We start from the raw sequence: 22,698 nt of genomic DNA, 5'->3' as shown, positions 1-22,698 counted from the left end.
GCGGCGCTATCAGGGAACGGTTAGACCGACCGCTGGTTGGCGTTGTGATACAAAGGCACCCCGGAGGGCAAAAACATGGCAGACAATAGAGACGAGATTCACATCGAAGACGATGACGCGATGGCGGGCGTGAAAACCGGCGCGATGCGCTGGGTGCTGGGTATCAGCCTGCTGCTGGCGATCATTGCCATGTCCGCCGTGTGGATCATCCCGGCCCTGTTCCAGGGGGATGTCGAGGAAGAAGCAACGATGACCGGCTCGATCAATTCGGCTGCCGAAACCGGCGATAGCACGGACAGCATCGTGATCGAGGATGCCGATGAAATCGAAGGCGCTTCCGATGCAGGGCCAGGCCTGATCGAAAACGAAGCCGCCAGCTGAGGAATAACGCAGCCGGGAACCGGAAGCGGGGGCGAAGGATTACTCATGATATATTCTGAAAGGACATATCATGAGCAATTCCAACAGCTTCCAGACCGACCAATACGTCAAATGGGATTGGGGTAACGGCGAAGGCAAAGGCCAGATCAAAGAGCGTTTCGAACGCGAGGTGACCCGCACTTTGCAGGGAACCGAAGTCACCAAGGATGGCGACGAAGACAACCCGGCCTATCTGATCAAGCAGGAAGACGGCGACGAGGTGCTGAAGCGCGGCTCCGAGCTGTCGGCTCAGGACAGCTGAGCCATGGACGCGAAGAGCAAAGCGCAGCAGCAGGCCGCAGGTGCCGCACTGGCCGCAAAACGCGGGGAGCAGGACAAAAGCGACCTGCAGGGTGCCTCGCGGCAGATGTTCGACAGCATGAGCGAGAGCGAATTGGAGGACATGGCCTCCACCAACCGCTCCGACCTGCCCGAAACGGCGGAAGGCGCTTAACGCGGCTCCCCAGCTGGATACTCGATCGGAGGATTGCGCTGCATCGAGGCTGCGGTGGCTTCGGCTGCCCGCATGACCCGCATCATGTTGCGCATCGATAGCTTTTCCAGATCCTCCTGCGAGTATCCGCGCCGGGCCAGCTCCTCGAACAGCGCCGGGTAGGTCGACACATCTTCCAGCCCCGGCGGGGCGAAGGGAATACCGTCGTAATCGCCGCCGATGCCGATGGAATCGATCCCCGCAACCGCACGCACATGGTCAATGTGATCGGCGGTCTGCGCGATGGAGGATTGCGGCAGCGGATTGGCTGCGTCCCATTCATCCATCCGCGCCTTCACTTCGTCTGGCTGGCCCTGCCACAACGCGTCCAGCCGCGCACGCTCGCCTGCCCGATTGGCATTCCACACGCGCGCCTCCTCGCTCAGGAAGCCCGGCACGAATGTGACCATTATGATCCCGCCGTTTTCCGGCAGGCGGCGCAGCACCCCGTCCGGCACATTGCGCGCATGACCGTTGAGGGCGCGCGCCGACGAGTGACTGAAGATAACCGGCGCGGTCACCACATCCAGCGCATCATGCATGGTCTTCTCGCTCACATGGCTGAGATCGACCAGCATCCCGATACGATTCATTTCCCGCATCACGTCCTTGCCAAACTCGGTCAGGCCATTGTTCTTCGGTTCGTCAGTCGAGCTGTCGGCCCAGCTGAGCGACTTCGAATGCGTGATGGTCATGTAGCGCGCGCCCATCGCATACATCTGGCGCAGCACCGCGAGGCTGGAGCCGATGGAATGGCCGCCCTCCATTCCCATCATCGAAGCCACTTTCCCTTCGGCAAGCGCGCGCTCCACATCGTCTGCGGTGAGTGCCAGAGCGAGGTCTTCCGGATACCGCGCGATCAGACGCTTGGTGACATCGATCTGTTCGACCGTGGCCTGCACCGCTTTGGATTCCTCCAGCGAAGCGCTGACATAGACGGACCAGAATTGCGCCCCGACCTTACCGACCTGCAGGCGGATGATATCAGTGTGCATCGCGCCCCGTGTCTCGGTGCCGGTGTCCATTGTGTTCATGAAATCGAAGTCGTTGATCTGATTTCCGAACCGACCCCGCAGCTGGATCGGCACGTCATTGTGGCCATCCCACACCGGCGCTGCTTCCAGAGCAGCCTCAGCCACTTCCTCGGGCGATTGCGCCATTGCAGGAGCGGCTATCATCGCGGTGGCAAGCAGGGCCGGGATCAGGCGCATCGGATTTCCTTCGGAACGTGTTGGTCTCTCCTGCGCTGACCTAGCGCAAGGGTGGCCGAATGCAAAAGGCGAACCGATTTGGACAGAGGAACAGCGAAATGACTGTCGAAGCCCATTGGAATGGCGAAACCATAGCGCGAAGCGAGACAACCGTGATGGTGGAGGGAAACCACTATTTCCCGCCAGCCAGCGTCAATCGCGGCAATCTGGTCCACTCATCCAAAACCACCCATTGTCCGTGGAAAGGGGATGCGAGCTATTTCTCCATCAATGCTGGCGGTGAAATGAACACCGATGCGGCCTGGTGCTACACCGATCCCAAGCCCAAGGCCGAGCATATCCGGGACCATATCGCGTTCTACGGCAGTGTGGAGATCATCGAGAGCTGACCCGCCGGATTACCGCTATCGCGCGAAACCCGTCCGTGCGACAAAGCTGGCATGATCCGATCGATACTGCGCTGGGTTCTCGCATGGTTCTACGCCATTGCGGGCTATTTCCATCTGGCCAGCCCGGAGGGTTTTCTGGCGATCATGCCCGGCTGGGTGCCCGCCCCCGAAGCGGTGGTTTTCTGGACCGGAATAGCGGAAATCGCGGGGGCGATAGGGTTATTGCAACCTTGGTCACGGCCATTGCGACAGGCCGCAGGTGCCGGGCTGGCGCTGTACGCATTGTGCGTCTGGCCGGCCAATATGCATCATTTTGCGATGGATCTGGCGAGGGCCAGTTCGGGTGAGCCGGGCGGACTGGGTCTCGCCTATCACGTGCCCCGGATGATGGCGCAGCCGGTTATCATCTGGCTCGCCCTATGGGTGGGCGAGGTGACCGGATGGCCCCTCGCCCGCCACAAATAGGATGTTAGCTCAGGTGCTTGGACACCGCTGCCGTCATCTTGAACATGGAAATTTCATCCTTGCCGATCACGCCGCCCAGCTTCGCATCGGGCACAATCGTGCGCTTGTCGGTCGGCTTCTGCAGATCGTTGGCCTTGATGTAGTCCCAGACCTTCTTCGTCACCTCGGCGCGGGTCATCGGACCCTTGCCAATCACGTTTTCCAGTTCGGGCGAAACCGTCACAGGTTTCTGCAGCGCATTGTTCTTACCAGCCATTACAATTCTCCTCTTGCTGTTAGAATTCAGTCGATGTCGTCTTCGTCTTCCCAGTCGTCGGCGCCATCGCCGGCGGACCGATAGGTTGCAGTCAGCACCGCCGCAGCGGAGACCTGACCTTCAATTGCCGCAAACACATCCTTGGCAGATGCGCCCGGCATCAGTGTCAGTGGCAGCTCCAGCGCGAACAGCTGGAATACGAAATGATGCGTCCCGTCTTCTTCCGACTGGGCAGGCAGCAGCCATTCCGAATTCTGTTTTGCATTCTTGCCAACACGCGGAGGCACTTCGCCCTCAAGCAATTTGCCGCGCTGACCGGCGAGGCCCCAGACGGACCAGTGCAATGTCGGCGGGCTGACGCTGGCATCCTCCACGATCAGCACCATCTCCTGCGTGCCCGGCGGAGGGGCCGTCCATTCCATCGGCGGAGCGACGGCGTCTTCTTCGTCGGCAGTGAAGCAGGGATCCAGTTCCCCGCCCGGCGCGAAGGCCGGGCTGGTCAATGTCAGACCCCCGCGCCCGATCCGCTTCTCTTCTGTCAGGCGCGCAATGGCCAGGCCGCTATTGCGGGGGCAATCCTTGGGCAGAACAGAATCAAGCCAATCGGCCATCGTCGGAAGTCTCCAGCTATCAATTGAGGGAGGTGCTAGGCCCATTCCACCGCCGTGGCGAGGGCGCGGGAGCGGGTTTTTCCACCTTTTCCAGCATTTGACCGGATAATCGTGTCCGATCCCGTGTTTCCGGGGCCAATACGCTTCCCATTCAGAAGAGATCAATTAAGGATTGGACACAGTTTCATAAAGGCTTCCCGCGATTTGGACGGGGGAGCCAACGGGGAATCGACGAAAATGGGTATCGGCAGAAACGTGATTGCGGCGACACTTGCAGTCTCTCTCGCGGCATGTGGTGGCGGGGATTCCAGCTCGTCCAACAATTTCACCGCATCGCCAACACCCACGCCGCCCTCGACCGGCGGGACCTGTTCGCTCGCATCACGCCAGCAATGGGCGCGCGAGCAGATCGAGGAATGGTATCTGTTCCCCGACCTGCTCGACCTCAGCGTCGATCCGGCGGCCTTCACTTCGGTCAACGGCTATATCAACGCTCTGGTCGCGCCGGCCCGCGCGCAATCGCGGGACAGGTTTTTCACCTATGTGACCTCCATCGAGGAGGAAAACGCCTTCTTCGCTTCGGGCTCCACCGCAGGCTTTGGCATCCGCCTGTCCTATGACACAGCCAACAACCGCGTCTTCGTCCTCGAAGCGTTCGAGAACGCGCCTGCCTTTGCCAGCGGGTTTGATCGCGGAACCGAAATCATCGCACTGGGCGAACGGCCCGGCGCCCTTGAGGATGTCGGCACCATCATGGCTGCCGAGGGGCCGCAAGGGATCGTGGACCGGCTCGGCCCGTCCGATGCCGGTGTCACACGCTCCTTCCGCATCCGCCCGCGCGGAGGTGCCGTGACGGCAGTCACAGTTTCGAAAGCCGATTTCCCGCTCGATCCGGTGAGCGACCGGTATGGCGCGCAGGTCCTCAATGATGGGGGCAAGCTGGTTGGTTATATCAATCTGCGGACCTTCATCGATACAGCAGAAAGCGATCTGCGCACCGCCTATGATGCGTTCCGCCAGCAGGGCGTGCGCGAAGTGATTGTCGATTTCCGCTACAATGGTGGCGGCCTTGTGCGCACCGCAGAGCTGATGGGCGACCTGATGGGGGCCGGCCGTGTGGGCAGCACATTCAGCTTCACAACCTTCCGCCCGTCCAAGTCGGAAAACAATGTGACCGAGCCCTTCGAGCAAGTCTCGCAGGCAATCGCGCCGACAAAAATCGCCTTTATCGGCCGCGGCGGAACGGCATCGGCCAGCGAGCTCGTCGCCAACTCCTTCATTCCCTATCTGGGCAACAATACCGCGCTGATCGGCGAGAATACGTTCGGCAAGCCGGTTGGGCAGATCGGTCTCGACCAGCCCGAATGCGACGACCGTCTGCGCGTTGTCGCCTTCCAGTCGCAAAATGTGAACGGCGAGGGCGAATATTTTACCGGCCTCGCCAGCGTCTTCCCGCAAACGTGCGAGGCGGCGGACGATGTCAGCAACCAGCTGGGCGACCCCGCCGAGGCGTCTGTCGCCAAGGCGTTGGGCTTCCTGCGCGGCGAGACTTGTAGCGCGATTGCCGGGACCAATGGCGAGCAAGGCGTGCGCAGCGTTGGCCCGCGTCAGCAATTGCTGCAGGCCGCCGAACCGACCGTCGCGCAGCGCGAGACACCCGGGCTCTTCTAGGGAGACGCGCAATGGCAGAGCGTGAATACAACAGTTTCGCCGAATTCTGGCCGTTCTACCTGCGCGAGCATTCGCTGCCGCAGACCCGCGCGCTGCATTATGTCGGCACAACGCTGGTTATCGCGCTGGCTGCCTATGCGGTGTTTAGCGGCACATGGTGGCTGCTAGCGGCACTGCCCGTTGCGGGATATTTCTTCGCATGGGTCGCCCATTTCGGGGTCGAGAAGAACCGGCCCGCGACCTTCACCTATCCGCTGTGGAGCCTGATTTCCGATTTCCGGATGTGGGGTCTGTGGATCACCGGCGGGCTGGGGCCGCATCTCGAAGCTGCCGGGGTCCAGAACCCTGCCGCCAAGACGCGCTGAACAGATCGATCCAGCGCGGGCAAGGTCGCGCTAGGGGGTTTCAGGCCCCTCGAACGGCTGTTGATCGGTATGCGCGCAGCCATTCAGCTGCGTCTCGCCCACAATCACCGTGACCGTATAAGGATATGTACGGTCGCTCATCCCGTCGCTGCATTCGCCGGGCGTCACGGTCATGTCGAAACCTTCTTCGAACAGCGTGCCGGAGAAGGATATTCCGCCCTGCCCGACAAAGCGTTCGACTGCGATCTGCGTGCCATCGGGGTTTTCAGGGGTAGAGCAAGTAAGCTGCGTCCCCTGCACCTCACCGCCCCAGAACGGTTCGGTTCCGCCGAAGATGATCGTCTCGTCCTCGGCAATGCCGGTAAAGCCTTCGGGCGATGTGCCGGGGACATTATCGCCCGCTTCGGGACCGGCCTGACAGGCGGCCAGAGCAGCGATTGCCGCTGAAAGACAGATACCGCGCACCATTCTGTTTCCCTTCTTCTAGCCCGGCCTCGTCAGCCCGGAACCGTGTCGAACGCTGGCACGCTGTCATCCAGTGGCAGCCATGCATGCTTGCTCTTGGTGTAGAAATGCATGCCCGGCGTGAACTGGCTTTCATCGTCGAACGATCCGGCTTTCACAAAGATCATTCCGGGCGCGGCCCCGGCTTCTGTAAAGACGGGCGAGCCGCACTCGGGGCAGAACTTGCGGTGCACCACATTGCCGCTGTCGCCGCTGTCGACATAGGTTTTGGGTTCGCCTTCGATGGTGATCATATCCGGCGTCATTCCGACGATGGTAGAGAACGCGGTGCCGGCCTGCTTCTGACAGTTCTTGCAATGGCACACGGCGCTCATCTGCAGATCGCCTTTAATCGTGTATCGGATATTGCCGCACAGGCAGCCGCCGGTAATCTCGTTCATGATCATCTCCCTCGGGCCGCAGCCTAGACCGAAGATATCCTTTTAGCCAAGCGCTAGAACAATGCTCGCTGTGCCAAGGCCGACCGACAGCGGCACCCTGAGCGCCATCCACCAGTCGGGCACGACGGTCAGCCGGGCTGCCAGCCGCCGGTCCACCCACACACTGCCCAGCAGAGCCAGCCCGAGCCCGACCAGCGACGGGCCAGGCCAGTTGGCACCCACGATCCACGGCAGGAAGGTCACCAGGGCCCACAGGCTTGGGACAACCGAGGCGATCCACATCCACGGCTGCGGACGGTCGCTCGTCCCGCCATCCGCCGCCATCTGCGCAGCCAGCAAGCCCCACCACAGCCCGCCGAGAAAACTCAGGATCAAAGCCGCGTAGCCCCAGCCAATCGCCAGCGCCCAGAAGCGCAGGTCCGGCGGGCCGAACCAGACGACCAGTGCGCATGCAAATTGCGGGAGGAGACCTGAAAAACCGAGGATACGAGGGAGGACAGGAAGTTTCGTCATTGGCGCACCAACGCATTGCAGAGCTATTCGCTCCCCGCCTAATGAGGTTGCTCTAAGGAGGAAACGCTCATGGCTGACACACACCCCGCCCCCCTGACCGAATCCATCAGTGGACATTGCCTGTGCGGATCGGTGTCGATCACGCTGGAGGGTGCACGGCCCGAAGTGGATATCTGCCACTGCGCTATGTGCCGCCGGTGGGGCGGCGCGTTCTTTGGCGGGCTGAAAGGTTCGGGCTTTTCCGTTTCCGGGCAGGAGCATGTGACGAGCTATCGCTCCAGCGAGTGGGCCGAGCGCGCCTTTTGCAAACAATGCGGCAGCAATCTGTGGTATCGTTTCCTGCCGGGCGATCTGCACAGCTTTCTGGCCGGATTGTTCGATCTGCCAGCCGATGTGGATGCGAGCATGGGGATCGAGCAGCAGATCTTCATCGATGAAAAACCGTGCTGGTACGATCTCGCGCAGGACAGCCAGAAAAAGACCGGGCCCAGAAAGACCGGGGCCCAGATCATCGCCGAGGCGAAGGCTGCCGGGTTCGATATTGGCTAAAGGTTTGGCGGCGAAAGGGCTGCCGGAATCAGGTACCTAATCCAGAGCAGCTTCGCGCTGGGCGGCTTTCTCTTTCTCGACTTTGGCGCGTTCCATGGCGACGGCGCGTGCCTGATCGGCCAGTCCACGCCATGTGGCTTCGGCCCGCAGCGCCCGTTCGCGCACATTGTCCAGCACAGCGGCTTCCGCCTCGGCGGCCGCCTCGTTTGCGCGGGTCATGTAGAATTCGTAACCCTGGCTCATTCTTCCCCTCCCAAGGGATATGTTGTGTATGAAATTCCGGGTAGATTGGAGCGACCCATCCCGCCGCATAAAGGTCGGGCGCCCGATGCCATTGGCCCGGGCGCCCTTCCTGAAATATCAGTCGGCGGACGTCAGATTGACGGCGCTTTCCTTGCCATTGCGGCCGGTTTCGACTTCATAGTTCAGACGCTGCTCTTTATCGAGCGTGGTCATGCCGGCGGCCTGCACAGCGGTGATGTGCACGAAGCTGTCCGGGGAACCGTCATCGGGCTGGATGAAGCCATAGCCCTTGTCGGTGTTGAAGAATTTTACGGTGCCGGTCTTCGACATAATTGTTTCCTTTCAAGAAACGAGATTGCCGCGCGGCGATTGTGCCACGCGGTCGTCGCGTCAAATCGTCAAATGATAGGAAGTCGTCGTCCGGTTTACGCCGGGGCCAATACAGGCAAACGGCGGAGCGCAAATTTCGAAGTCCGTCGCATATTTCGACGTCAGCTGGGGTGTATATAGCGACGACGGGCCGTTTTGCCTAGCAAATGCTGTTGTCAGCCAAAAAGGCGGGCCACCCTTTCGGATGACCCGCCTTCACTATTCTGGGATCGAATGCCGATTACTCGGGCATCAGGACCGTATCGATCACGTGGATCAGGCCATTCGAGGCCGCCACATCGGTTGCGGTTACGGTTGCCGTTCCGCCGGTTGCATCGGTCAGCGTGACAGTGCCATCCGCTGCAGTTGCGGTCAGCGTGCCGCCATTGACCGTGGTGATGGTGTAGCCTTCTTCACCTGCTTCGGTGATCGCTGCGGTCAGCGTGGCCGCATCCACCGAACCTTCGACCACGTGATAGGTCAGGATCGAACCGAGCTTCTCGGTTTCATCGGTGGTCAGCGTTTCGACCGTGCCGTCGGGCAGCTTCTCAAATGCTGCATTGGCCGGTGCGAACACCGTGAACGGGCCTTCGCCCGAAAGCGTTTCACCCAGACCGGCGGCCGTGACGGCTGCTACCAGCGTGGAGAAATCTTCGTTGCCCTGCGCGACTTCGACAATCGTGCCGGCTGCTGCATCCCCATTGGCCATGGTGTCAGCGGCGGTGTCATCCATTGCGACTGCATCGGTGTCTTCGGCGGGTGCGCCGCAAGCGACCAGTGCGATGGAGGCTGCCGTGGCGAGGGCGAGATTGAGGGTCTTCATAATCGTATTCCTTGGTTGAAGGATTTTAGTCTGTTCGGGCGGCCCGAGTGGCCAGCCTGTTACAGTTACGAACGGAGCCGCCGCCTGGATGTTCCAAAAAAGGCAGGAATGTGGCCTAAAAGAGGTAGTGGCTTGTTATTCCACCGGATCGGGTTTCGGAGCGGGGCGCGATGCCTTGCCGAAATGCCGGTCAAGCAGCTTGGCAAGCTTGGTCCCCGCACTGCGAGCCGCCGCATCGACGTCGCCTGCCTTGGCCGTGACGCTGACCGGCGAACCGCCGCGCACCCGTGCTTCCAGCATGCAGACCTTGTCGTCCGCTCCGCCCTTCGCACCGTTCTCGTCGCGGACATGCACTTCCAGACGGGTCAGCCTGTCTTCAAAACGGCCAAGGCGCGTGCGCAGCTGGTTTTCGATCCGCTCGGCGACATTTTCGGTGCCCATCACACTGCTGTCGGAATTGAACTGAATTTGCATTGTTGTCTCTCCGTGATTGCATGTAATCATGTAACATTCGAGGCCGCAATTGGTGCCCGACAATCGTACCAATCTGTCATCGTATTTGCGGCGTAACCCTCTCCCTCCGGCACCGATATTGCCCTATGCCCCTTCGCATGAGCGCACCCATCACCATTCTGATCGACGCCGATGCCTGCCCGGTGAAGGAGGAAATTTACCGCGTCGCCCAGCGCTTTCAGGCCGAGGTGCGCGTGGTGAGCAATTCTCCCTTCCGCATTCCCGATCATCCGCGGATAAAGCGCATCGTGGTCGATGACAGTTTCGATGCCGCCGATGACTGGATCGCCGACAATGCCTCGCCCGCATGCATAGTCATCACGGCCGATATTCCGCTGGCCGATCGCTGCCTGAAGGCCGGCGCCACGGTGCTGCGACACGATGGCAAGCCATTCGACGCCGCGAGCATTGGCACCGCGCTGGCCACCCGCGCTATCATGGAAGATCTGCGCGCCGGGATGGACGGAGTAGGAGGCGGCCCGCCGCCCTTTTCCAAGGCCGACCGATCGAATTTCCTCCAGTCGCTCGACCGCGCAATGGTGGCCATGCAGCGCTCCCGCTGAGCAAAGCTGATCCAGTCAGGGAAGGTCGGTCGCCGCCTTTCTGTAATGCTAGCCTTACAGTCGGTATTGTATGCTGCACTTGTCATTCGGCCCGTCACGATTACACTGCCGCCGCTGGTTGCGACTCCATTTCGGCAATACCGCAGGGCGAGCCAGTGCGATGGGACGCGCCTCGGGCGCATGATGGGGAGAAGCACTGTGGCTGAAGACTGGCTTGTCGATGTACGGAAATACGATTCCGATGCGGACGAGATTGTCGTCAAGAAGATCGTCAATCATTGCGGCATCGCGCTTCGCAGCAAGGACGCCTCGCTGGTCGCTTTCTCCGACCGCGCAGAAACCGGCCGCGTCCGCGAGAGCTTCCTCAAGAAAAAGCTGGCGCTGACCGACGACGATGCCACGCTGGATGCCGCCATTGCGGGTGTCGGCGAACGGATGAAGGCCGATCGCACGAAGAACCGCGTCACCGTCTACTATTTGCTCGCCCAGCATTTCGACCTCCTCGATCTGTTCGGCGGGACAAAGCGCGGCACGGCTGCGCCTGTGGCTGCGGTTGCTGCTGCGACCACGGCAGCGCCACGCGCCGCGATGTCCACGCCCGCTGCGGCGGCCCCGGCTGAGGCCTCCGGGACTCCGGTACCACCCAAGGGCGGTTCCGGTGGCGGTGGCTCCAGTAGAGGCGGGCAGGATGACGACTTCGATCTGATCGGCTTCGGCTGTCTCGCTCTAGCCGTTATTCTCGCCGGATTCGCCTTCGCCGCTTTCGCCAGCGGCTGGCTGTTCCCGGGCGAGGAAGAGGAAACACCCATAGCAGTGCCAGCCCCGGCGACTGCCCCTGCCCCGGCCCCCACTCCTGCTCCGGTAGAGGCCGTTCCCGAAGGCTCTGGCGTCGTCTCCGCCCAGCGGGACGAGAAGCCCATGCTGACGGTGTATTTCGACACCGGCGCTGCCGAGGTCACGCCCGATTTCGCCGCCGCTTCGGCGGAAGTGATGGCCTATCTGGAAGCCAATCCGGAAGCCACGCTGGCCATATCGGGCTATAACGATCCGTCGGGCAATGCCGAACTCAACGCAGAACTGTCCAAGAACCGCGCGCAGAATGTGCAGGCGGCTCTGGTGGCAGCGGGCGTCGAGGAGGCACGCACCGAGCTGGTCAAGCCCGACGATGCGACCACCACCGACATGACCCCCGCCGAAGCGCGCCGGGTCGAGGTGACGATCGTCGAGGGCTGATCGGCACCTCCCTTGCTTGTGCGGCAGGGAGCGGTCCAAAACTCCCGCTCCCCGCCGCCAATTGCCCGCGCTGCGCCCTGCTTCAGCCGCTGGACAGGATGCGGGTGAAAGAGCTTGACCATGAAACATTCCCTCCTGCTTTACGCATTCCTCGTCGCCGCCGCGCTGGCCCTGCCCGCCTGTGTCGGCAGCCCCGGCCCGGTGGGCAATGCCGCTGTGCCCGAGCCCGCCCGCGCCGTTGCACTCACGCCGTATCTGGGCCGGTGGTACGAACAGGCGCGCTACGAAGCTCCGTTTCAGGAGGGCTGCGAGGCTGTCACCGCCGATTACTCCCTGCGCGATGATGGCAAGATACGCGTCGTCAACACCTGCCGCGAAGGCAGCGTCGATGGCAAATTGCGCCAGTCGACCGGCAAGGCGAAGATCGTCGAAGGGTCGGACGGGGCTAAGTTGAAGGTCAGCTTCTTCGGGCCTTTCTACGGCGATTACTGGGTGCTCGATCGCGGAGAGGCGGAGGCGGATGGCCTCTATCCCTGGTCCATCGTGGGCGAGCCGAGCGGGCGATATCTGTGGATCCTGACCCGTGAGGCGCAGCCCGCCCCAGCGCTGCAATCCGCACTCGAAGCCCGCGTCCGAGAACTGGGCTACGACTGGTCGCTGGTCCGGCGAACAAGGCACGAGTAAGCACACTGCCCTCCGGAACCTTGCCACCCCGCGCCGGTTCTGGCCTGCATGCAATGGACCCCGACCCGCAGCGCTGCTCTGCAGCATCTGAGCGACTTTCTCCCCGACGCAGGGCGGCGCTATGCCGATACCCGCAATCACGATAACGGGCCCGGCCGCACCAATGTCTCGCAGCTCTCCCCGTGGCTGCATGCCGGCCTGCTGTCGGAGCACGAGGTGCTCGCCGCGACGCTGGATGCCCATTCCGCCCGCAGCGCCGAGAAATTCATCAGCGAGGTTTTCTGGCGCGTCTACTTCAAGGGCTATCTCGAACAGCGGCCATCGGTCTGGAGCAGCTACACCGAAGGGCGCGATGCTGCCCTCGCCGCCATCGACAGCAACGCCGGCCTGCGCACCGCCTACGAGCAAGCGACCGAGGGGCGCACCGGCATCGTAGCGTTCGATACCTGGGCCCGCGAGCTGGTGGAGACGGGCTATCTCCACAACCATGCCCGCATGTGGTTCGCCAGCATCTGGATCTTCACTCTCAAGCTCGACTGGCATCTGGGCGCCGACTTCTTCCTCCGCCACCTGATGGACGGCGATGCAGCGTCCAACACGCTCAGCTGGCGCTGGGTCGCGGGGCTGCATACCAAGGGCAAGACCTATCTCGCCCGGCCCGGTAACATCGCGCGCTACACCGCCGATCACCCTGAAGGTCCGCTGGAGGCCGAAGGACTGGCCGACGAAGCCGAGGCGCTGACCGAGGCCCAAGAGCACGGCCGCCAGCCGCTCGATCTGCCAGACCCTGCAACGCCGCAAGCGCCCTATGCCCTCCTCTTGCATGACGAGGCGGCGAGCCATGTTCCGCTGGACCTTCCCACCCCGCCAGCCCTCGTTATCGCCGCCGCCCGCCCCGACGCCCGCAGCCCCCTGCCCTGCGGAGACCATGCCCGCCAATTCGCGCAGCAAGCCGTGGCGAACGGGGCCAGAGAGGCGGGCGAAACCTTTGGCTGTGACGTGGCCGAGTGGACCCGCGACACCCCGCTGCAATCCCTGCTGGCAGAGCGCCGCATCACCACCCTCGCCTGCCCTTACCTGCCGACGGGATGGACCCGCGACGCCCTACAAGGCGAACTCGACTCCCTGCCGGATAGCATCACACTCCTCCCCCTGCTCGGCGATCTCGACCGCGCCGCATGGCCCCACGCCAAGGCCGGATTCTTCGGCGTGAAAAAGCAGATCGCCGCAGTGATGGGCGAGGTCGGCCTGCCCGGCTGAAGGGGCACGTGCCTCCCCCACAACCCTGAATGCGGGTCACGCGGGTGACACGTGTCACCCCCGTGTCGCCCGCCATTCCGCGAATACTCCGCCGCTCCAACTCTCTGAAAATACTTACGACATCCGTAAGTGCGCATTTTGCCGGGTGACACCTGGCCAAAAAAGGCGCAAATTTTCGCCTTCCCTCTCTTACGCCTCCTAACGCCTTCCTCTCACGAAATCGGGCTCTGAGCCCCCTTCGCGATCATCGAGCGAATGGCGGATCACGAACTGGTCGACCAGCTTCTCGTCATCGCCCCGCAGGCGCTGGCCATCATCATCCTGCCATACCACCGGCCCGTGCTCGACCTGCTGGAGCATCCGCTCCCACCGGTCGGACCAGAACTCCGCCGCCGCACCATAGCGGCCCAGCCGCTGCGCCCCTTGCGCATTGCGGCGCGAAAGGAGGTAAATTGTCAGCCGCTCGTCAAACCGCCGCCGCGTGCCGACCTGCTCGCCGCCATGAAACACCGGCTCCTCCACCCCGTGCAAAGCGCGCTCCAACGCGGCCTGATGCAGCGCGTCATAGCCATGCTGGAAGGCCGCTTCCCACGCGATATCGAACGGCTCTCCTTTCAGGCGATTGCGCAGGCGATAGGCCGACTGCCGGCTCATCCCGACCGCCCGGGCGGCGGCCTTAACCTGCTGACAAGAGGCCAATTCGCGCAGAAAAGCCGCCATCTTGCGCTTGGTCCAGCGGTCTTCCGGCTCGACATGCGGGATGGTGGTGGTTTGCGGAGTGGCGTGTGGGGTGGAGTTCGGGCCGGGTGTTTCAGGTGCGTGTGTCATCCGGCAGGATAAGGCACAGATGGGGGCATGTAGGACAGCGGAATTTTTGCGGACGGGCAAGGGCAACGGGGAACTGCCCTACCGGCAAAGAGCCACAAAACTCCCTTCCCTTAACGGAGGGCCCAAATTTGATGCAAAGGGATGCGAAGTAGCCCAACTTAGATATGGAGCTAAATCTTTCTCATTCACGTTCTAGGAATACGACCTTCTACGTTATCAAAGACAAATGGGAGCGGCCAATGATGATCAATCAATCTCCAAGTCATCATCTCCAATATTTATAAAGCGAGGATATTACTCGTATTGACTCGTATCTATGATTCGACTGACGTCAAACTTTTGCTCGCGCCGCGAAAGAGCCACGCTCTTCGACAAAGTCTCGCTGGGCGCACGAAGCAGCGGATCAATTCATTAATTATGCGACAGCGGAGCCATAAGCCGCCAAGGCATATTTAGAATTTCTGCCATATCCGCTCCGAACTGGCGGAGCCTTATTCGATTGACCAAACCGAAACGTAATGCGAAATCTTTTTTGCCTTTAACGCACGGAGGGTATCTGTGAGCCGAAAAAGCCTTGCCCAACTAGATCGCGTAACATCGATGATGCGCGGTTATGAAAATGGATTCCTTCAAATTTTGGGCGATATGGCATCCCACAATGACCATAAGATCCTATATACGTTTGATTTTAGCGTACTCCATCCGTTCGTTTTTTCAACAGTACGTGAAAGCAAGAGTCATTATGATTCTGTAGGGCGAAATATATTCACATTACTTCCAATGTACCGAAATTCGATAGATTTCGTACCCACAATGTCCATTCCGAGCCTGTTGGAACTGCTTGATCAACTCGTCCATCGAGCAGATCGGTGCTTGGCAGTGTCCGAGTCTCGAAGTGAGGTAGAGAAAATTACTTCACAACTTCGCGGACATTTTCTCCGCGATGATTCTGATGGCTATCCAAAAAGCTGGGACCCAATACCAGCATTATTGAAATTAAAGATCGCACGAAACGCTGAAAATCTAACTCAATTCGTTTCAATGCTCAAGTCGGGGATTATTAGTCAATTGAATCGTCAGGTCGATATAGAAATTTTTCAATCTGATGACTTCAAAATGAAGTACGACATTGCTTTCGATAAAATGTACGGACAACGGAGTGGCAGCGATTTACGAAACTTTAACGATAAAATATTTCATTATCGTGTGGATTGCTGGAACGCTGCAAGTGCGCAAGTAAGCCATTCCAACCCAAGCTTCGAAATTGATCATGTTTGCGGCGCAAAGCCAGCGCGGGCCATTGAAAATCCTGGCACTTATCTAAGAAGTCCAATTGTGCCCGGAATTTGGCTTTATTCACTTTTGCGCACACCATCAGAGGGTTACGTAAAAGATGAGGCGACGATTTTTCTTAAAATGGGAGCAAGGGAAATAGGAGAGTGCCTAAAGAGAGTTTCGCATTACAATGAGACATCACAAATCCCTTTTACTGAACGAGAAGAAATCGACCGAATCTATAATAAATATGTCCGCCCCGTCTATGCGGATTACAGTAAGAGTACTTTATCAGAGTCACACCAAAAAATACGCTCTGTTGAGGCCACAGAAGAAGGCTCAATTACAACAATCGACGGCTTACGAGATCGCTTCAGAGCTGATGCTGAGAGCACGAGAGTCGCCGCTATCAGCCTCCTAGAAAACTCCGACTTGACTTTGGACGACGACCTGTTGGCCCCGTACACCCTTTCAGGAAATGCGAGAATCGCCGAAATTAAAAAGTCTCTCGAATTTTGATTTAGTTAGGACGTCCAACAGACCGATCGCACCATAAGCTAGCGTCAGGTCAGGAGAATCAAGGTTATACTTATACTTTTTTTTGTGCTTCTTTAGAATACTCTCATATCGAGCAAGACGATCTTTCATATCTTGAATCGTCATCGCCATTGCCTGATTCTGCTCGAAATCGACACCCTCCAGCCAAGAACGAAAGTCGAATGAAGAAACAATGAAATGAAGATTTGGCAAATTATTGCCTATCCTAAACTTATCTTTTGTCTTTTTGATATAAATTGATACGATGTATGAAGCATCAAGTTCTAGAGAAGAAACCAACTCTTTTACAAAGTTTTCTGTTAGTGCGGCCTGAAGTGCATTCGAGTTTATCGCCAACTCCCTTCTTTGAACATGAGTTGCATAAGCCAACCACAAGATAGCCAATCCGGAAAGCCCGCCGCTAAATACGTTTGACACAGCCTCTATGTTATTAATTCTCTCAGCCTCTATGAAGATTAATATAGAGAATATTAGAGCCGCTATCAGCAATATTGAAAAAATACATATTAGCAAAAATGATCTTCTCACAAAAATCCCCCTCAATTCGTATTATTCTTTCATTCTGCTTTATGTGAGATCGATATTTTTGATTGCTCCGGTGCGATCTTCACTCCTCCGGCAAATACAGCTTCTCGCCCTTCTCCTTATAGACCCGGCTCATTTCCTTCATCCCCTCCAGCGCGGCCTGGCGGCTCGCTTCGGCGGCGTCGCTGCCGGCTTGGGCGCTGGCGAGGAAGCTGTCGGCGCCCTGGTTCTGCTTGCTGGCAAAATCCCGCACTTCCTGGCTGATCTTCATGCTGCAGAATTTCGGGCCGCACATGGAGCAGAAGTGGGCGGTCTTGGCGCCTTCTGCGGGGAGGGTCTGGTCGTGGTAGTCCTCTGCCGTTTCGGGATCGAGCGACAGGTTGAACTGGTCGCGCCAGCGGAACTCGAAGCGGGCCTTTGACAGCGCGTCGTCGCGCACCTTGGCGGCCGGGTGGCCCTTCGCCAGATCGGCGGCGTGGGCGGCCAGTTTGTACGTCACCACGCCGACCTTCACATCGTCCCGGTCGGGCAGGCCGAGGTGCTCCTTCGGCGTGACGTAGCAAAGCATCGCGGTGCCGTACCAGCCGATCTGCGCCGCGCCGATGCCGCTGGTGATGTGGTCGTATCCCGGCGCGATATCGGTGACGAGGGGCCCCAATGTGTAGAACGGCGCTTCGCCGCATACCTCCAGCTGCTTGTCCATGTTCTCCTTGATCTTGTGCATGGGCACGTGGCCCGGCCCTTCGATCATCACCTGCACGTCGGATTTCCATGCGCGGTGGGTCAGCTCGCCCAGCGTGTAGAGCTCGGCAAACTGCGCCTCGTCATTGGCATCCGCGATGGAGCCGGGGCGAAGGCCGTCGCCCAGCGAGTAGGCGATGTCATACGCCTTCATTATCTCGGTGATCTCGTCGAAATGCTCGTAGAGGAAGCTTTCCTTGTGATGCGCGAGGCACCATTTCGCCATGATGGAGCCGCCCCGCGACACGATGCCGGTGACACGGTTGGCGGCCATCGGCACGTAAGGCAGGCGCACGCCGGCGTGGATCGTGAAGTAGTCGACGCCCTGCTCCGCCTGCTCGATCAGCGTGTCGCGGAAGATCTCCCAGTTGAGGTCTTCGGCGACGCCGCCGACCTTCTCCAGCGCCTGATAGATCGGCACGGTGCCGATGGGCACGGGGCTGTTGCGGATGATCCATTCGCGGGTGTCGTGAATGTTGCGACCCGTGCTGAGGTCCATCACCGTGTCCGCCCCCCAGCGGATCGACCAGACCATCTTGTCGACTTCATTGGCGACATCCGATGCCACCGCGCTGTTGCCGATATTGGCGTTGATCTTGACCAGGAAATTGCGCCCGATGGCCATCGGTTCGCTTTCCGGGTGGTTGATGTTGTTGGGGATGATCGCCCGCCCGCGCGCGATTTCTTCGCGGACGAATTCGGGCGTGATCAGTTCCGGGATAGCCGCGCCGAAATCCTGTGTGCCTTCGCGGTTGGCAGCAATGGTCTCGCGCGCCATTTCGCGGCCAAGGTTCTCGCGCTCCGCCACATATTCCATTTCCGGCGTGATGATGCCTTGGCGGGCATAGTGCATCTGGGTGACGTTCGCCCCTGCCTTGGCGCGCAAGGGGCGCTTCACCGGGTGTGGAAACGGGGGCACGCCGCCGCTGCGATCAGGACCGAGCTGGCCGTTATCCTCTGGCTTGATCTCTCGCGCGTCATATTCCTCGACATCGCCGCGCTGCATGATCCAGTCGCGCCGCAGCTGCGGGAGGCCCGCCTGAATGTCGATGGTGGCGTTGGTGTCCGTATAGGGGCCGGAGGTGTCGTAGACCCGCAGCGAGGGCTCGTCGCCCTCGAGGTCGATCTCGCGCATGGCAACCCGCACGCCGCTGCCGGTGCGCGCGCCCACATGGACCTTGCGACTGCCACGAATAGGCCCGGTGGTGACGCCGATTTCTAGCGGGGAATTAATGTCGGCCATTTGCGTTTCTCCTCATGGGCGGGAGGGGAAACGGTTCTCCGGCGAGATGGCCAGCCCGCTCCCTCCGCCGATGTTAATCGGTTCAGGTTCGACGGGTCGGAGGATGCGAGCCCTCCCTCTCAGCGCGCGCACGCTCCCCGGGGATGTGCAGAGTGATAGGGCATCATCCACGCAGCGTAAAGGCGCATGGCCCCCTCACGCAGCCTCGCTTCGTCTCAGAACCGCAAGCGACAGGGCGACCATCAGGGCAGCCAAAGTGCCCGTCGCCCCGGCAGGCATCAGCCAGCCCATCCCCGTGCCCAGCGCGCCGATATTGGCAATCGTCGCAGCCAGCCCGGCAAACATTGCCAAGCCCCCGGCTGTCCGTGCCGCTGTGCCGCCACCACGGGCCATCAGAGCCAGCCCAAACACGAGCGCGGCCAGTCCGATGAAAATCTTGGCGATGAAGTAAAAGGCGAAGGCGCCGCCGACGATGGCCCAGAACATCCAGGTGGCCTCCTCGCCCGCCAGCGCCACCGGTTTGAACAACGCCAGGCCGATACCGATCTGCACCAGATTGAACACGCCGAACAGGGCCAGCGCTCCCCAGCCGAGAGGCTGGTTACTCGAACGCAGCTGCGCCAGACCGCCGAGCGCGATAATCACAAAGGCGACCGCCTCCAGCGTCCAGACAAGGGCAACCTCGCCCCAGCGCTCGGTGAAATAGCGCGCGATATCGGCATTGGTCATGCCCACCGACGGATCGGCTGGCTGCGGCCCGCCCAGCAAGGCCATGTAGAGAATTTGCAGAATGATCGTCGCGATCAGCGCGGTTGCAACAATCGCTGGCACGCGTGCGGATTGAGTATTCATGGTCATTGGCTTCTCCCGAAAGCCAGTGACCAACCGCAAACTGACCGCATGATGCCAGCACCAATCGCCCAGCGCCCCTCCCCAGGCGACCGGTGCGCCATTCTGGCCGACGGGCGGCTTGGGCCCTCGTACGACCGGAATTGACGCAGGCCGCCGCCAAGCTGTTGCAATAGTTGTCGTGGCATGAATAGCTGATCCTACAGAACAGAGTCACAGGGGCTCTGAAATAGAAGGGCACTGAATTATGACACATTTTACTCGCTCGGCGACCGCAACACTTCTTACCACGACGGCGATGGTTCTGATGACCACTCCTGCTTGGGCGGATGCAACGGCTCCTTGCAATGTGAGCGCCGGACCAGATGGCACGGTGGGAACTGCCGATGATGGATTGGAGTGCGGGGTTAACTCTTCAGCGCAAGGTCAAGATTCTACTGCGATTGGCAATGGTGCGACCGCAGATTTTGTAAGCACGGCGATTGGAAATCAGACCCTCGCTTCATCAGAATCAGTGGCAATCGGGTTCGGAGCTGTCGCCCAAGGTGAAAATTCCGTTGCACTCGGGAATAATTCTGTTGCCGATCAGGCCAATACCATCGGTGTGGGCTCTTTTGGAAATTTGAGGCGAATAGTATGGGTCCGCGCGGGTGTTCAGGACTCAGATGCTGTGAATGTTGGGCAGCTGAACGCCGCGATTTCGGCAATCGATGGCACAGCCAACTATTTCAGGGTCGAAGGCGATGCAGGCAACGCACGGGCAAACGGAGGATTGGCAATTGCAATTGGTCCTGAAGCAGATGCACCAGGGTTCGTTTCTCTCGCTGTCGGCTTCTCCGCAGATGCTTTAGGTGATCAAACAATCGCGATTGGTCAAAACAGTGAAGCGCAGGGTAACCGTGGAATAGCGCTTGGCTTTGAAGCGAGTTCGAGCGCTACAAGCGCAACTGCAATCGGCAACGGCGCAATTGCATCCGGTGGTAGCGCAATTGCAATCGGAACCAGATCCGAAGCATCTGGAGCCGAAGGTGTAGGTATCGGGCGCTTTTCCAAGGCAACGGGCGATTTTTCTGCTGTGTTAGGCATGACGTCTCAAGCCCTTGCCGAGTATGGGCTAGCCGCAGGGGCGGGCGCAAGCGCCGAGGCAAGAAATTCGTCGGCATTGGGAGCCAACTCGTTTGTAGCGTCGACAGCGGTAGGCGCTGTTGCAATCGGGTCCGGCTCTCGAGCGACTCAGGCCGATACTGTTTCGGTAGGCAATGCCAGCCTGAAGCGCCGCATCGTCAATGTCGCGGCAGGCGTAAACGACTTCGACGCCGTCAATGTCGCCCAGCTCAACGCAGCAATTGGTGGTATATCCTCAGCCGGGTCAGACTATGTCTCCATCAATTCAACGGGCACGGCAGCCAGCGCCACCGGCAACAATGCGATTGCCATCGGTCAGCAAAGCCGCGCCCTAGGCGACGAAACCATCGCCATCGGCCTGCAATCGACGGCCAATACAGGCTCGACCGCCATCGGCACGACCGCCACTGCGACTGCGGCTTCTGCAGCATTTGGCAATGGCAGTTTCGCCACCCAATTCTCGGTTGCTGTTGGCTCCGCAAGCTCTGCCGGCGGTCCAAACAGCACGGCTATCGGAGCCAGCGCGCAGGCGACTACCAGCGCGGTTGCGGTAGGGTTCAATGCCGTGGCCAGTGAGACCAATGCCCATGCAATTGGTGTAAACACCGAAGCCAGCGGCATCGGTTCAACAGCTTTAGGCGAAAGCGCGCGTGCTGTTGCCTTTGGGACTACAGCGCTGGGCTCCGTTGCAAATGCCATTGGCGCTTCATCACTCGCGGTCGGCCAGAATGCGGACAGCATTGGCGAACGCAGCGTCGCCATCGGTCCCAACGCCGCGACCTCCAACACCAATGGCGTTGCATTGGGAAGCTATGCCAGCGTCAGCGGCGATTCCGGCATCGCTATCGGCGGCGATGTGAACGGGGACAATTCGGGTGCAAACGCCTCGCGCCCCGGCACAGTTGCGCTCGGCGGTGATGCCAATGCCAGCGGCGGCAATGCGACCGCGCTCGGCACGTCCAGTGTGGCGAGCGGCAATGTCAGTGTCGCCATCGGTCAGGATGCGCGGGCGGGCGGCAGTGCCGGCACGGCTATCGGCGCGCGTTCGCGGGCGAATGCTCTGGGCGCGACTGCAGTCGGGCAAGGCGTGACAGTCAATTTCGAACAGGCCACTGCGATCGGCAATGCTGCTGTTGTCGGCTCCGACCTCGCGACCGCCATTGGCGCGCGCTCCAGCGCAACCGGACAGAACGCCATTGCGATTGGCTCTCTCTCGCAGGCGAGCGGGAGCGGATCGCAGGCCATCGGGCGCAGCGCGGTCGCCGGGGGCACGCTGGCCTCGGCCACAGGTCAGGCTGCGCAGGCTACGGGTAATCTATCGAGCGCTTTCGGGGCCCGAACAAATGCCGGGGCCGCGCGGGCGACGGCTATCGGTATCGATACTCAGGCGACAGGTGTCAGCTCAACGGCAGTGGGCAATTCAGCGCAGGCGATCCACGACGGATCGACAGCGATTGGCAGCGGAGCACAGACTACAGCGGACAATCAGCTGGTTCTTGGCAATGGAGGCACGTCGGTGGTTGTGGCCGGGATTGACGCCAGCACCGCTGCGCAAGTCGGCCCGGTCGATGCCGTGACAATCGACGCCAACGGCACGCTGGGCCGTCAGGCGGTTGCCACGGCCAATTCGGTCCGCGCGGTGCAAACCTCCATCGACCATATCGCGGCGGTGACAGAGGCGCAGTTCGACGGCCTGTCGGGCCGGGTCGGCCTGCTCGAAGGGCGCGTGGCCGATCTCGACTTCCGCCTAACCGATCTCGACGAACGCACGCGCGGCGGCATCGCTGCCGCCATGGCCATGGGCGGACCCGCCATCGCGCCGGGCAAGGCGATCTCTCTCTCAATGTCGGTGGCAAACTATCGCGGGGAGCAGGCTCTTGCCGGCTCCCTGACAGGGCAAATCGCCGACGATGTCTACCTGTCCGCAGGCGTCAGCGGCAATACGGCGGATGGCGATATCGGCACCCGCGCGACAGTGCTGTTCGGCTTCTGACCGGATCGGTCCGGCCAGAATGGCG

At 60.4% G+C, this 22,698-nt stretch carries 28 protein-coding genes, 1 pseudogene and 1 riboswitch; of the genes and pseudogenes, 15 read left to right on the top strand and 14 right to left on the bottom strand.

Translation table 11 applies throughout. From position 1 onward, the window contains the following. The first annotated feature begins 75 nt into the window (after window positions 1–75). The 3 genes from ACFCW2_RS08755 (at window position 76) to ACFCW2_RS08745 (ending at window position 874) form a co-directional block, all read left to right on the top strand. A complete protein-coding gene (locus tag ACFCW2_RS08755) occupies window positions 76–381 on the top strand; it encodes a hypothetical protein (protein ID WP_379545721.1) in 306 nt (101 codons plus the stop codon). 70 nt (window positions 382–451) lie between these two features. Then, window positions 452–682: a DUF2945 domain-containing protein gene (locus ACFCW2_RS08750; RefSeq protein WP_379545719.1), complete on the top strand. Its 231-nt coding sequence runs from the start codon at window positions 452–454 to the stop codon at window positions 680–682. 3 nt (window positions 683–685) lie between these two features. Further along, a complete protein-coding gene (locus ACFCW2_RS08745; RefSeq protein WP_379545718.1) occupies window positions 686–874 on the top strand; it encodes a DUF3008 family protein in 189 nt (62 codons plus the stop codon). On the opposite strand, the gene ACFCW2_RS08740 is transcribed toward ACFCW2_RS08745, so the two are convergent. Further along, window positions 871–2,124 (bottom strand): dipeptidase, encoded by a 1,254-nt coding sequence (locus tag ACFCW2_RS08740; protein ID WP_379545716.1) that lies wholly within the window; start codon window positions 2,122–2,124, stop codon window positions 871–873. The two genes, ACFCW2_RS08745 and ACFCW2_RS08740, sit on opposite strands and share 4 nt — an antisense overlap. A 98-nt stretch (window positions 2,125–2,222) precedes the next feature. Between ACFCW2_RS08740 and ACFCW2_RS08735 the strand changes: the two genes are divergently transcribed. Both ACFCW2_RS08735 and ACFCW2_RS08730 read left to right on the top strand, forming a co-directional pair. Then, window positions 2,223–2,513, top strand: a complete 291-nt coding sequence (locus ACFCW2_RS08735) for a DUF427 domain-containing protein (RefSeq protein WP_379545714.1) — start codon at window positions 2,223–2,225, stop codon at window positions 2,511–2,513. 51 nt (window positions 2,514–2,564) lie between these two features. Then, on the top strand, window positions 2,565–2,978 hold the full coding sequence (locus ACFCW2_RS08730) for a DoxX family protein (RefSeq protein WP_379545712.1): 414 nt from the start codon (window positions 2,565–2,567) through the stop codon (window positions 2,976–2,978). Window positions 2,979–2,982: 4 nt separating this feature from the next. Here ACFCW2_RS08730 and ACFCW2_RS08725 read toward each other — a convergent pair whose 3' ends face one another. Continuing rightward, a complete protein-coding gene (locus ACFCW2_RS08725) occupies window positions 2,983–3,234 on the bottom strand; it encodes an SWIB/MDM2 domain-containing protein (RefSeq protein ID WP_379545711.1) in 252 nt (83 codons plus the stop codon). Window positions 3,235–3,260: 26 nt separating this feature from the next. Beyond that, entirely contained in the window at window positions 3,261–3,845 is a 585-nt protein-coding gene (locus ACFCW2_RS08720) for a YbhB/YbcL family Raf kinase inhibitor-like protein (protein ID WP_379545710.1), read from the bottom strand. 237 nt (window positions 3,846–4,082) lie between these two features. On the opposite strand from ACFCW2_RS08720, the gene ACFCW2_RS08715 reads away from it, so the two are divergent. Together ACFCW2_RS08715 and ACFCW2_RS08710 are read left to right on the top strand one after the other, a co-directional pair. Then, a complete protein-coding gene (locus ACFCW2_RS08715; protein ID WP_379545708.1) occupies window positions 4,083–5,516 on the top strand; it encodes a S41 family peptidase in 1,434 nt (477 codons plus the stop codon). Between the two features lie 11 nt (window positions 5,517–5,527). Continuing rightward, complete coding sequence (locus ACFCW2_RS08710; RefSeq protein WP_379545706.1) at window positions 5,528–5,881, top strand: Mpo1-like protein; 354 nt, start codon at window positions 5,528–5,530, stop codon at window positions 5,879–5,881. A 30-nt stretch (window positions 5,882–5,911) separates the two neighbouring features. Here ACFCW2_RS08710 and ACFCW2_RS08705 read toward each other — a convergent pair whose 3' ends face one another. The 3 genes from ACFCW2_RS08705 to ACFCW2_RS08695 are packed head-to-tail and all read right to left on the bottom strand — an operon-like array spanning window position 5,912 to window position 7,299. Then, window positions 5,912–6,349 (bottom strand): COG3650 family protein, encoded by a 438-nt coding sequence (locus ACFCW2_RS08705; protein WP_379545705.1) that lies wholly within the window; start codon window positions 6,347–6,349, stop codon window positions 5,912–5,914. A gap of 29 nt (window positions 6,350–6,378) precedes the next feature. Further along, a complete protein-coding gene (locus ACFCW2_RS08700) occupies window positions 6,379–6,786 on the bottom strand; it encodes a GFA family protein (RefSeq protein WP_379545703.1) in 408 nt (135 codons plus the stop codon). 42 nt (window positions 6,787–6,828) lie between these two features. Next, complete coding sequence (locus ACFCW2_RS08695; protein ID WP_379545702.1) at window positions 6,829–7,299, bottom strand: DUF3429 domain-containing protein; 471 nt, start codon at window positions 7,297–7,299, stop codon at window positions 6,829–6,831. Window positions 7,300–7,368: 69 nt separating this feature from the next. On the opposite strand from ACFCW2_RS08695, the gene ACFCW2_RS08690 reads away from it, so the two are divergent. Continuing rightward, window positions 7,369–7,848, top strand: a complete 480-nt coding sequence (locus tag ACFCW2_RS08690) for a GFA family protein (RefSeq protein ID WP_379545701.1) — start codon at window positions 7,369–7,371, stop codon at window positions 7,846–7,848. Window positions 7,849–7,884: 36 nt separating this feature from the next. On the opposite strand, the gene ACFCW2_RS08685 is transcribed toward ACFCW2_RS08690, so the two are convergent. The 4 genes from ACFCW2_RS08685 to ACFCW2_RS08670 all read right to left on the bottom strand — a co-directional run bounded on the left by ACFCW2_RS08685 (window position 7,885) and on the right by ACFCW2_RS08670 (window position 9,757). Continuing rightward, window positions 7,885–8,091, bottom strand: a complete 207-nt coding sequence (locus tag ACFCW2_RS08685) for a hypothetical protein (protein ID WP_379545700.1) — start codon at window positions 8,089–8,091, stop codon at window positions 7,885–7,887. Between the two features lie 117 nt (window positions 8,092–8,208). Next, the gene (locus tag ACFCW2_RS08680; RefSeq protein WP_379545699.1) at window positions 8,209–8,421 is read right to left on the bottom strand and encodes a cold-shock protein; all 213 of its coding nucleotides are present in this window, start codon (window positions 8,419–8,421) and stop codon (window positions 8,209–8,211) included. Between the two features lie 280 nt (window positions 8,422–8,701). Continuing rightward, window positions 8,702–9,283, bottom strand: a complete 582-nt coding sequence (locus ACFCW2_RS08675) for a fasciclin domain-containing protein (protein ID WP_379545698.1) — start codon at window positions 9,281–9,283, stop codon at window positions 8,702–8,704. 135 nt (window positions 9,284–9,418) lie between these two features. Continuing rightward, window positions 9,419–9,757 (bottom strand): HPF/RaiA family ribosome-associated protein, encoded by a 339-nt coding sequence (locus ACFCW2_RS08670; RefSeq protein ID WP_379545696.1) that lies wholly within the window; start codon window positions 9,755–9,757, stop codon window positions 9,419–9,421. A gap of 137 nt (window positions 9,758–9,894) precedes the next feature. Between ACFCW2_RS08670 and ACFCW2_RS08665 the strand changes: the two genes are divergently transcribed. The 4 genes from ACFCW2_RS08665 (at window position 9,895) to ACFCW2_RS08650 (ending at window position 13,536) form a co-directional block, all read left to right on the top strand. Next, window positions 9,895–10,359, top strand: a complete 465-nt coding sequence (locus ACFCW2_RS08665) for a YaiI/YqxD family protein (protein WP_379545695.1) — start codon at window positions 9,895–9,897, stop codon at window positions 10,357–10,359. 198 nt (window positions 10,360–10,557) lie between these two features. After that, on the top strand, window positions 10,558–11,592 hold the full coding sequence (locus ACFCW2_RS08660) for a DUF2853 family protein (protein WP_379545693.1): 1,035 nt from the start codon (window positions 10,558–10,560) through the stop codon (window positions 11,590–11,592). Window positions 11,593–11,712: 120 nt separating this feature from the next. Then, the gene (locus tag ACFCW2_RS08655) at window positions 11,713–12,276 is read left to right on the top strand and encodes a lipocalin family protein (RefSeq protein WP_379545691.1); all 564 of its coding nucleotides are present in this window, start codon (window positions 11,713–11,715) and stop codon (window positions 12,274–12,276) included. Between the two features lie 48 nt (window positions 12,277–12,324). Beyond that, window positions 12,325–13,536: an FAD-binding domain-containing protein gene (locus tag ACFCW2_RS08650; protein WP_379545690.1), complete on the top strand. Its 1,212-nt coding sequence runs from the start codon at window positions 12,325–12,327 to the stop codon at window positions 13,534–13,536. 198 nt (window positions 13,537–13,734) lie between these two features. Here ACFCW2_RS08650 and ACFCW2_RS08645 read toward each other — a convergent pair whose 3' ends face one another. Beyond that, window positions 13,735–14,364 (bottom strand): hypothetical protein, encoded by a 630-nt coding sequence (locus ACFCW2_RS08645; RefSeq protein WP_379545688.1) that lies wholly within the window; start codon window positions 14,362–14,364, stop codon window positions 13,735–13,737. Window positions 14,365–15,237: 873 nt separating this feature from the next. Between ACFCW2_RS08645 and ACFCW2_RS08640 the strand changes: the two genes are divergently transcribed. Further along, window positions 15,238–16,158 (top strand): hypothetical protein, encoded by a 921-nt coding sequence (locus ACFCW2_RS08640; RefSeq protein WP_379545686.1) that lies wholly within the window; start codon window positions 15,238–15,240, stop codon window positions 16,156–16,158. Here the strand turns inward: ACFCW2_RS08640 and ACFCW2_RS08635 are convergent. From ACFCW2_RS08635 to ACFCW2_RS08625, 3 genes are all read right to left on the bottom strand, one after another. Further along, on the bottom strand, window positions 16,111–16,614 hold the full coding sequence (locus ACFCW2_RS08635) for a hypothetical protein (RefSeq protein ID WP_379545684.1): 504 nt from the start codon (window positions 16,612–16,614) through the stop codon (window positions 16,111–16,113). The genes ACFCW2_RS08640 and ACFCW2_RS08635 overlap by 48 nt on opposite strands. Window positions 16,615–16,804: 190 nt before the next feature. Then, window positions 16,805–18,706 (bottom strand): phosphomethylpyrimidine synthase ThiC, encoded by a 1,902-nt coding sequence (gene thiC, locus ACFCW2_RS08630; RefSeq protein WP_379545682.1) that lies wholly within the window; start codon window positions 18,704–18,706, stop codon window positions 16,805–16,807. A gap of 42 nt (window positions 18,707–18,748) precedes the next feature. Beyond that, window positions 18,749–18,856, bottom strand: a riboswitch (TPP riboswitch). A 45-nt stretch (window positions 18,857–18,901) separates the two neighbouring features. Continuing rightward, window positions 18,902–19,564 carry a hypothetical protein gene (locus ACFCW2_RS08625; RefSeq protein ID WP_379545681.1) on the bottom strand — a complete coding sequence of 221 codons (663 nt, stop codon included), beginning with the start codon at window positions 19,562–19,564 and terminating at the stop codon, window positions 18,902–18,904. Window positions 19,565–19,802: 238 nt separating this feature from the next. Here ACFCW2_RS08625 and ACFCW2_RS08620 point away from each other — a divergent pair. Together ACFCW2_RS08620 and ACFCW2_RS08615 are read left to right on the top strand one after the other, a co-directional pair. Continuing rightward, window positions 19,803–20,528 (top strand): annotated as a pseudogene (locus ACFCW2_RS08620) (hypothetical protein); the annotation flags it as partial. A 189-nt stretch (window positions 20,529–20,717) separates the two neighbouring features. Continuing rightward, window positions 20,718–22,673 carry a hypothetical protein gene (locus tag ACFCW2_RS08615; RefSeq protein WP_379548952.1) on the top strand — a complete coding sequence of 652 codons (1,956 nt, stop codon included), beginning with the start codon at window positions 20,718–20,720 and terminating at the stop codon, window positions 22,671–22,673. Window positions 22,674–22,698: the final 25 nt, after the last annotated feature.

Source organism: Qipengyuania algicola (genome assembly GCF_042492175.1).
Classification (GTDB): domain Bacteria; phylum Pseudomonadota; class Alphaproteobacteria; order Sphingomonadales; family Sphingomonadaceae; genus CAJXSN01.
The sequence above is the reverse complement of the archived record's forward strand: the minus strand, read 5'-3'. Positions and strand labels throughout refer to the sequence as shown.

Bases quoted from the DNA above. Each gene is read 5' to 3' on its own strand.
- ACFCW2_RS08755 (WP_379545721.1), top strand. From the start codon at position 76: ATGGCAGACAATAGAGACGAGATTCACATCGAAGACGATGACGCGATG.
- ACFCW2_RS08750 (WP_379545719.1), top strand. From the start codon at position 452: ATGAGCAATTCCAACAGCTTCCAGACCGACCAATACGTCAAATGGGAT.
- ACFCW2_RS08745 (WP_379545718.1), top strand. From the start codon at position 686: ATGGACGCGAAGAGCAAAGCGCAGCAGCAGGCCGCAGGTGCCGCACTG.
- ACFCW2_RS08740 (WP_379545716.1), bottom strand. From the start codon at position 2,124: ATGCGCCTGATCCCGGCCCTGCTTGCCACCGCGATGATAGCCGCTCCT.
- ACFCW2_RS08735 (WP_379545714.1), top strand. From the start codon at position 2,223: ATGACTGTCGAAGCCCATTGGAATGGCGAAACCATAGCGCGAAGCGAG.
- ACFCW2_RS08730 (WP_379545712.1), top strand. From the start codon at position 2,565: ATGATCCGATCGATACTGCGCTGGGTTCTCGCATGGTTCTACGCCATT.
- ACFCW2_RS08725 (WP_379545711.1), bottom strand. From the start codon at position 3,234: ATGGCTGGTAAGAACAATGCGCTGCAGAAACCTGTGACGGTTTCGCCC.
- ACFCW2_RS08720 (WP_379545710.1), bottom strand. From the start codon at position 3,845: ATGGCCGATTGGCTTGATTCTGTTCTGCCCAAGGATTGCCCCCGCAAT.
- ACFCW2_RS08715 (WP_379545708.1), top strand. From the start codon at position 4,083: ATGGGTATCGGCAGAAACGTGATTGCGGCGACACTTGCAGTCTCTCTC.
- ACFCW2_RS08710 (WP_379545706.1), top strand. From the start codon at position 5,528: ATGGCAGAGCGTGAATACAACAGTTTCGCCGAATTCTGGCCGTTCTAC.
- ACFCW2_RS08705 (WP_379545705.1), bottom strand. From the start codon at position 6,349: ATGGTGCGCGGTATCTGTCTTTCAGCGGCAATCGCTGCTCTGGCCGCC.
- ACFCW2_RS08700 (WP_379545703.1), bottom strand. From the start codon at position 6,786: ATGAACGAGATTACCGGCGGCTGCCTGTGCGGCAATATCCGATACACG.
- ACFCW2_RS08695 (WP_379545702.1), bottom strand. From the start codon at position 7,299: ATGACGAAACTTCCTGTCCTCCCTCGTATCCTCGGTTTTTCAGGTCTC.
- ACFCW2_RS08690 (WP_379545701.1), top strand. From the start codon at position 7,369: ATGGCTGACACACACCCCGCCCCCCTGACCGAATCCATCAGTGGACAT.
- ACFCW2_RS08685 (WP_379545700.1), bottom strand. From the start codon at position 8,091: ATGAGCCAGGGTTACGAATTCTACATGACCCGCGCAAACGAGGCGGCC.
- ACFCW2_RS08680 (WP_379545699.1), bottom strand. From the start codon at position 8,421: ATGTCGAAGACCGGCACCGTAAAATTCTTCAACACCGACAAGGGCTAT.
- ACFCW2_RS08675 (WP_379545698.1), bottom strand. From the start codon at position 9,283: ATGAAGACCCTCAATCTCGCCCTCGCCACGGCAGCCTCCATCGCACTG.
- ACFCW2_RS08670 (WP_379545696.1), bottom strand. From the start codon at position 9,757: ATGCAAATTCAGTTCAATTCCGACAGCAGTGTGATGGGCACCGAAAAT.
- ACFCW2_RS08665 (WP_379545695.1), top strand. From the start codon at position 9,895: ATGAGCGCACCCATCACCATTCTGATCGACGCCGATGCCTGCCCGGTG.
- ACFCW2_RS08655 (WP_379545691.1), top strand. From the start codon at position 11,713: ATGAAACATTCCCTCCTGCTTTACGCATTCCTCGTCGCCGCCGCGCTG.
- ACFCW2_RS08650 (WP_379545690.1), top strand. From the start codon at position 12,325: ATGCAATGGACCCCGACCCGCAGCGCTGCTCTGCAGCATCTGAGCGAC.
- ACFCW2_RS08645 (WP_379545688.1), bottom strand. From the start codon at position 14,364: ATGACACACGCACCTGAAACACCCGGCCCGAACTCCACCCCACACGCC.
- thiC (WP_379545682.1), bottom strand. From the start codon at position 18,706: ATGGCCGACATTAATTCCCCGCTAGAAATCGGCGTCACCACCGGGCCT.
- ACFCW2_RS08625 (WP_379545681.1), bottom strand. From the start codon at position 19,564: ATGACCATGAATACTCAATCCGCACGCGTGCCAGCGATTGTTGCAACC.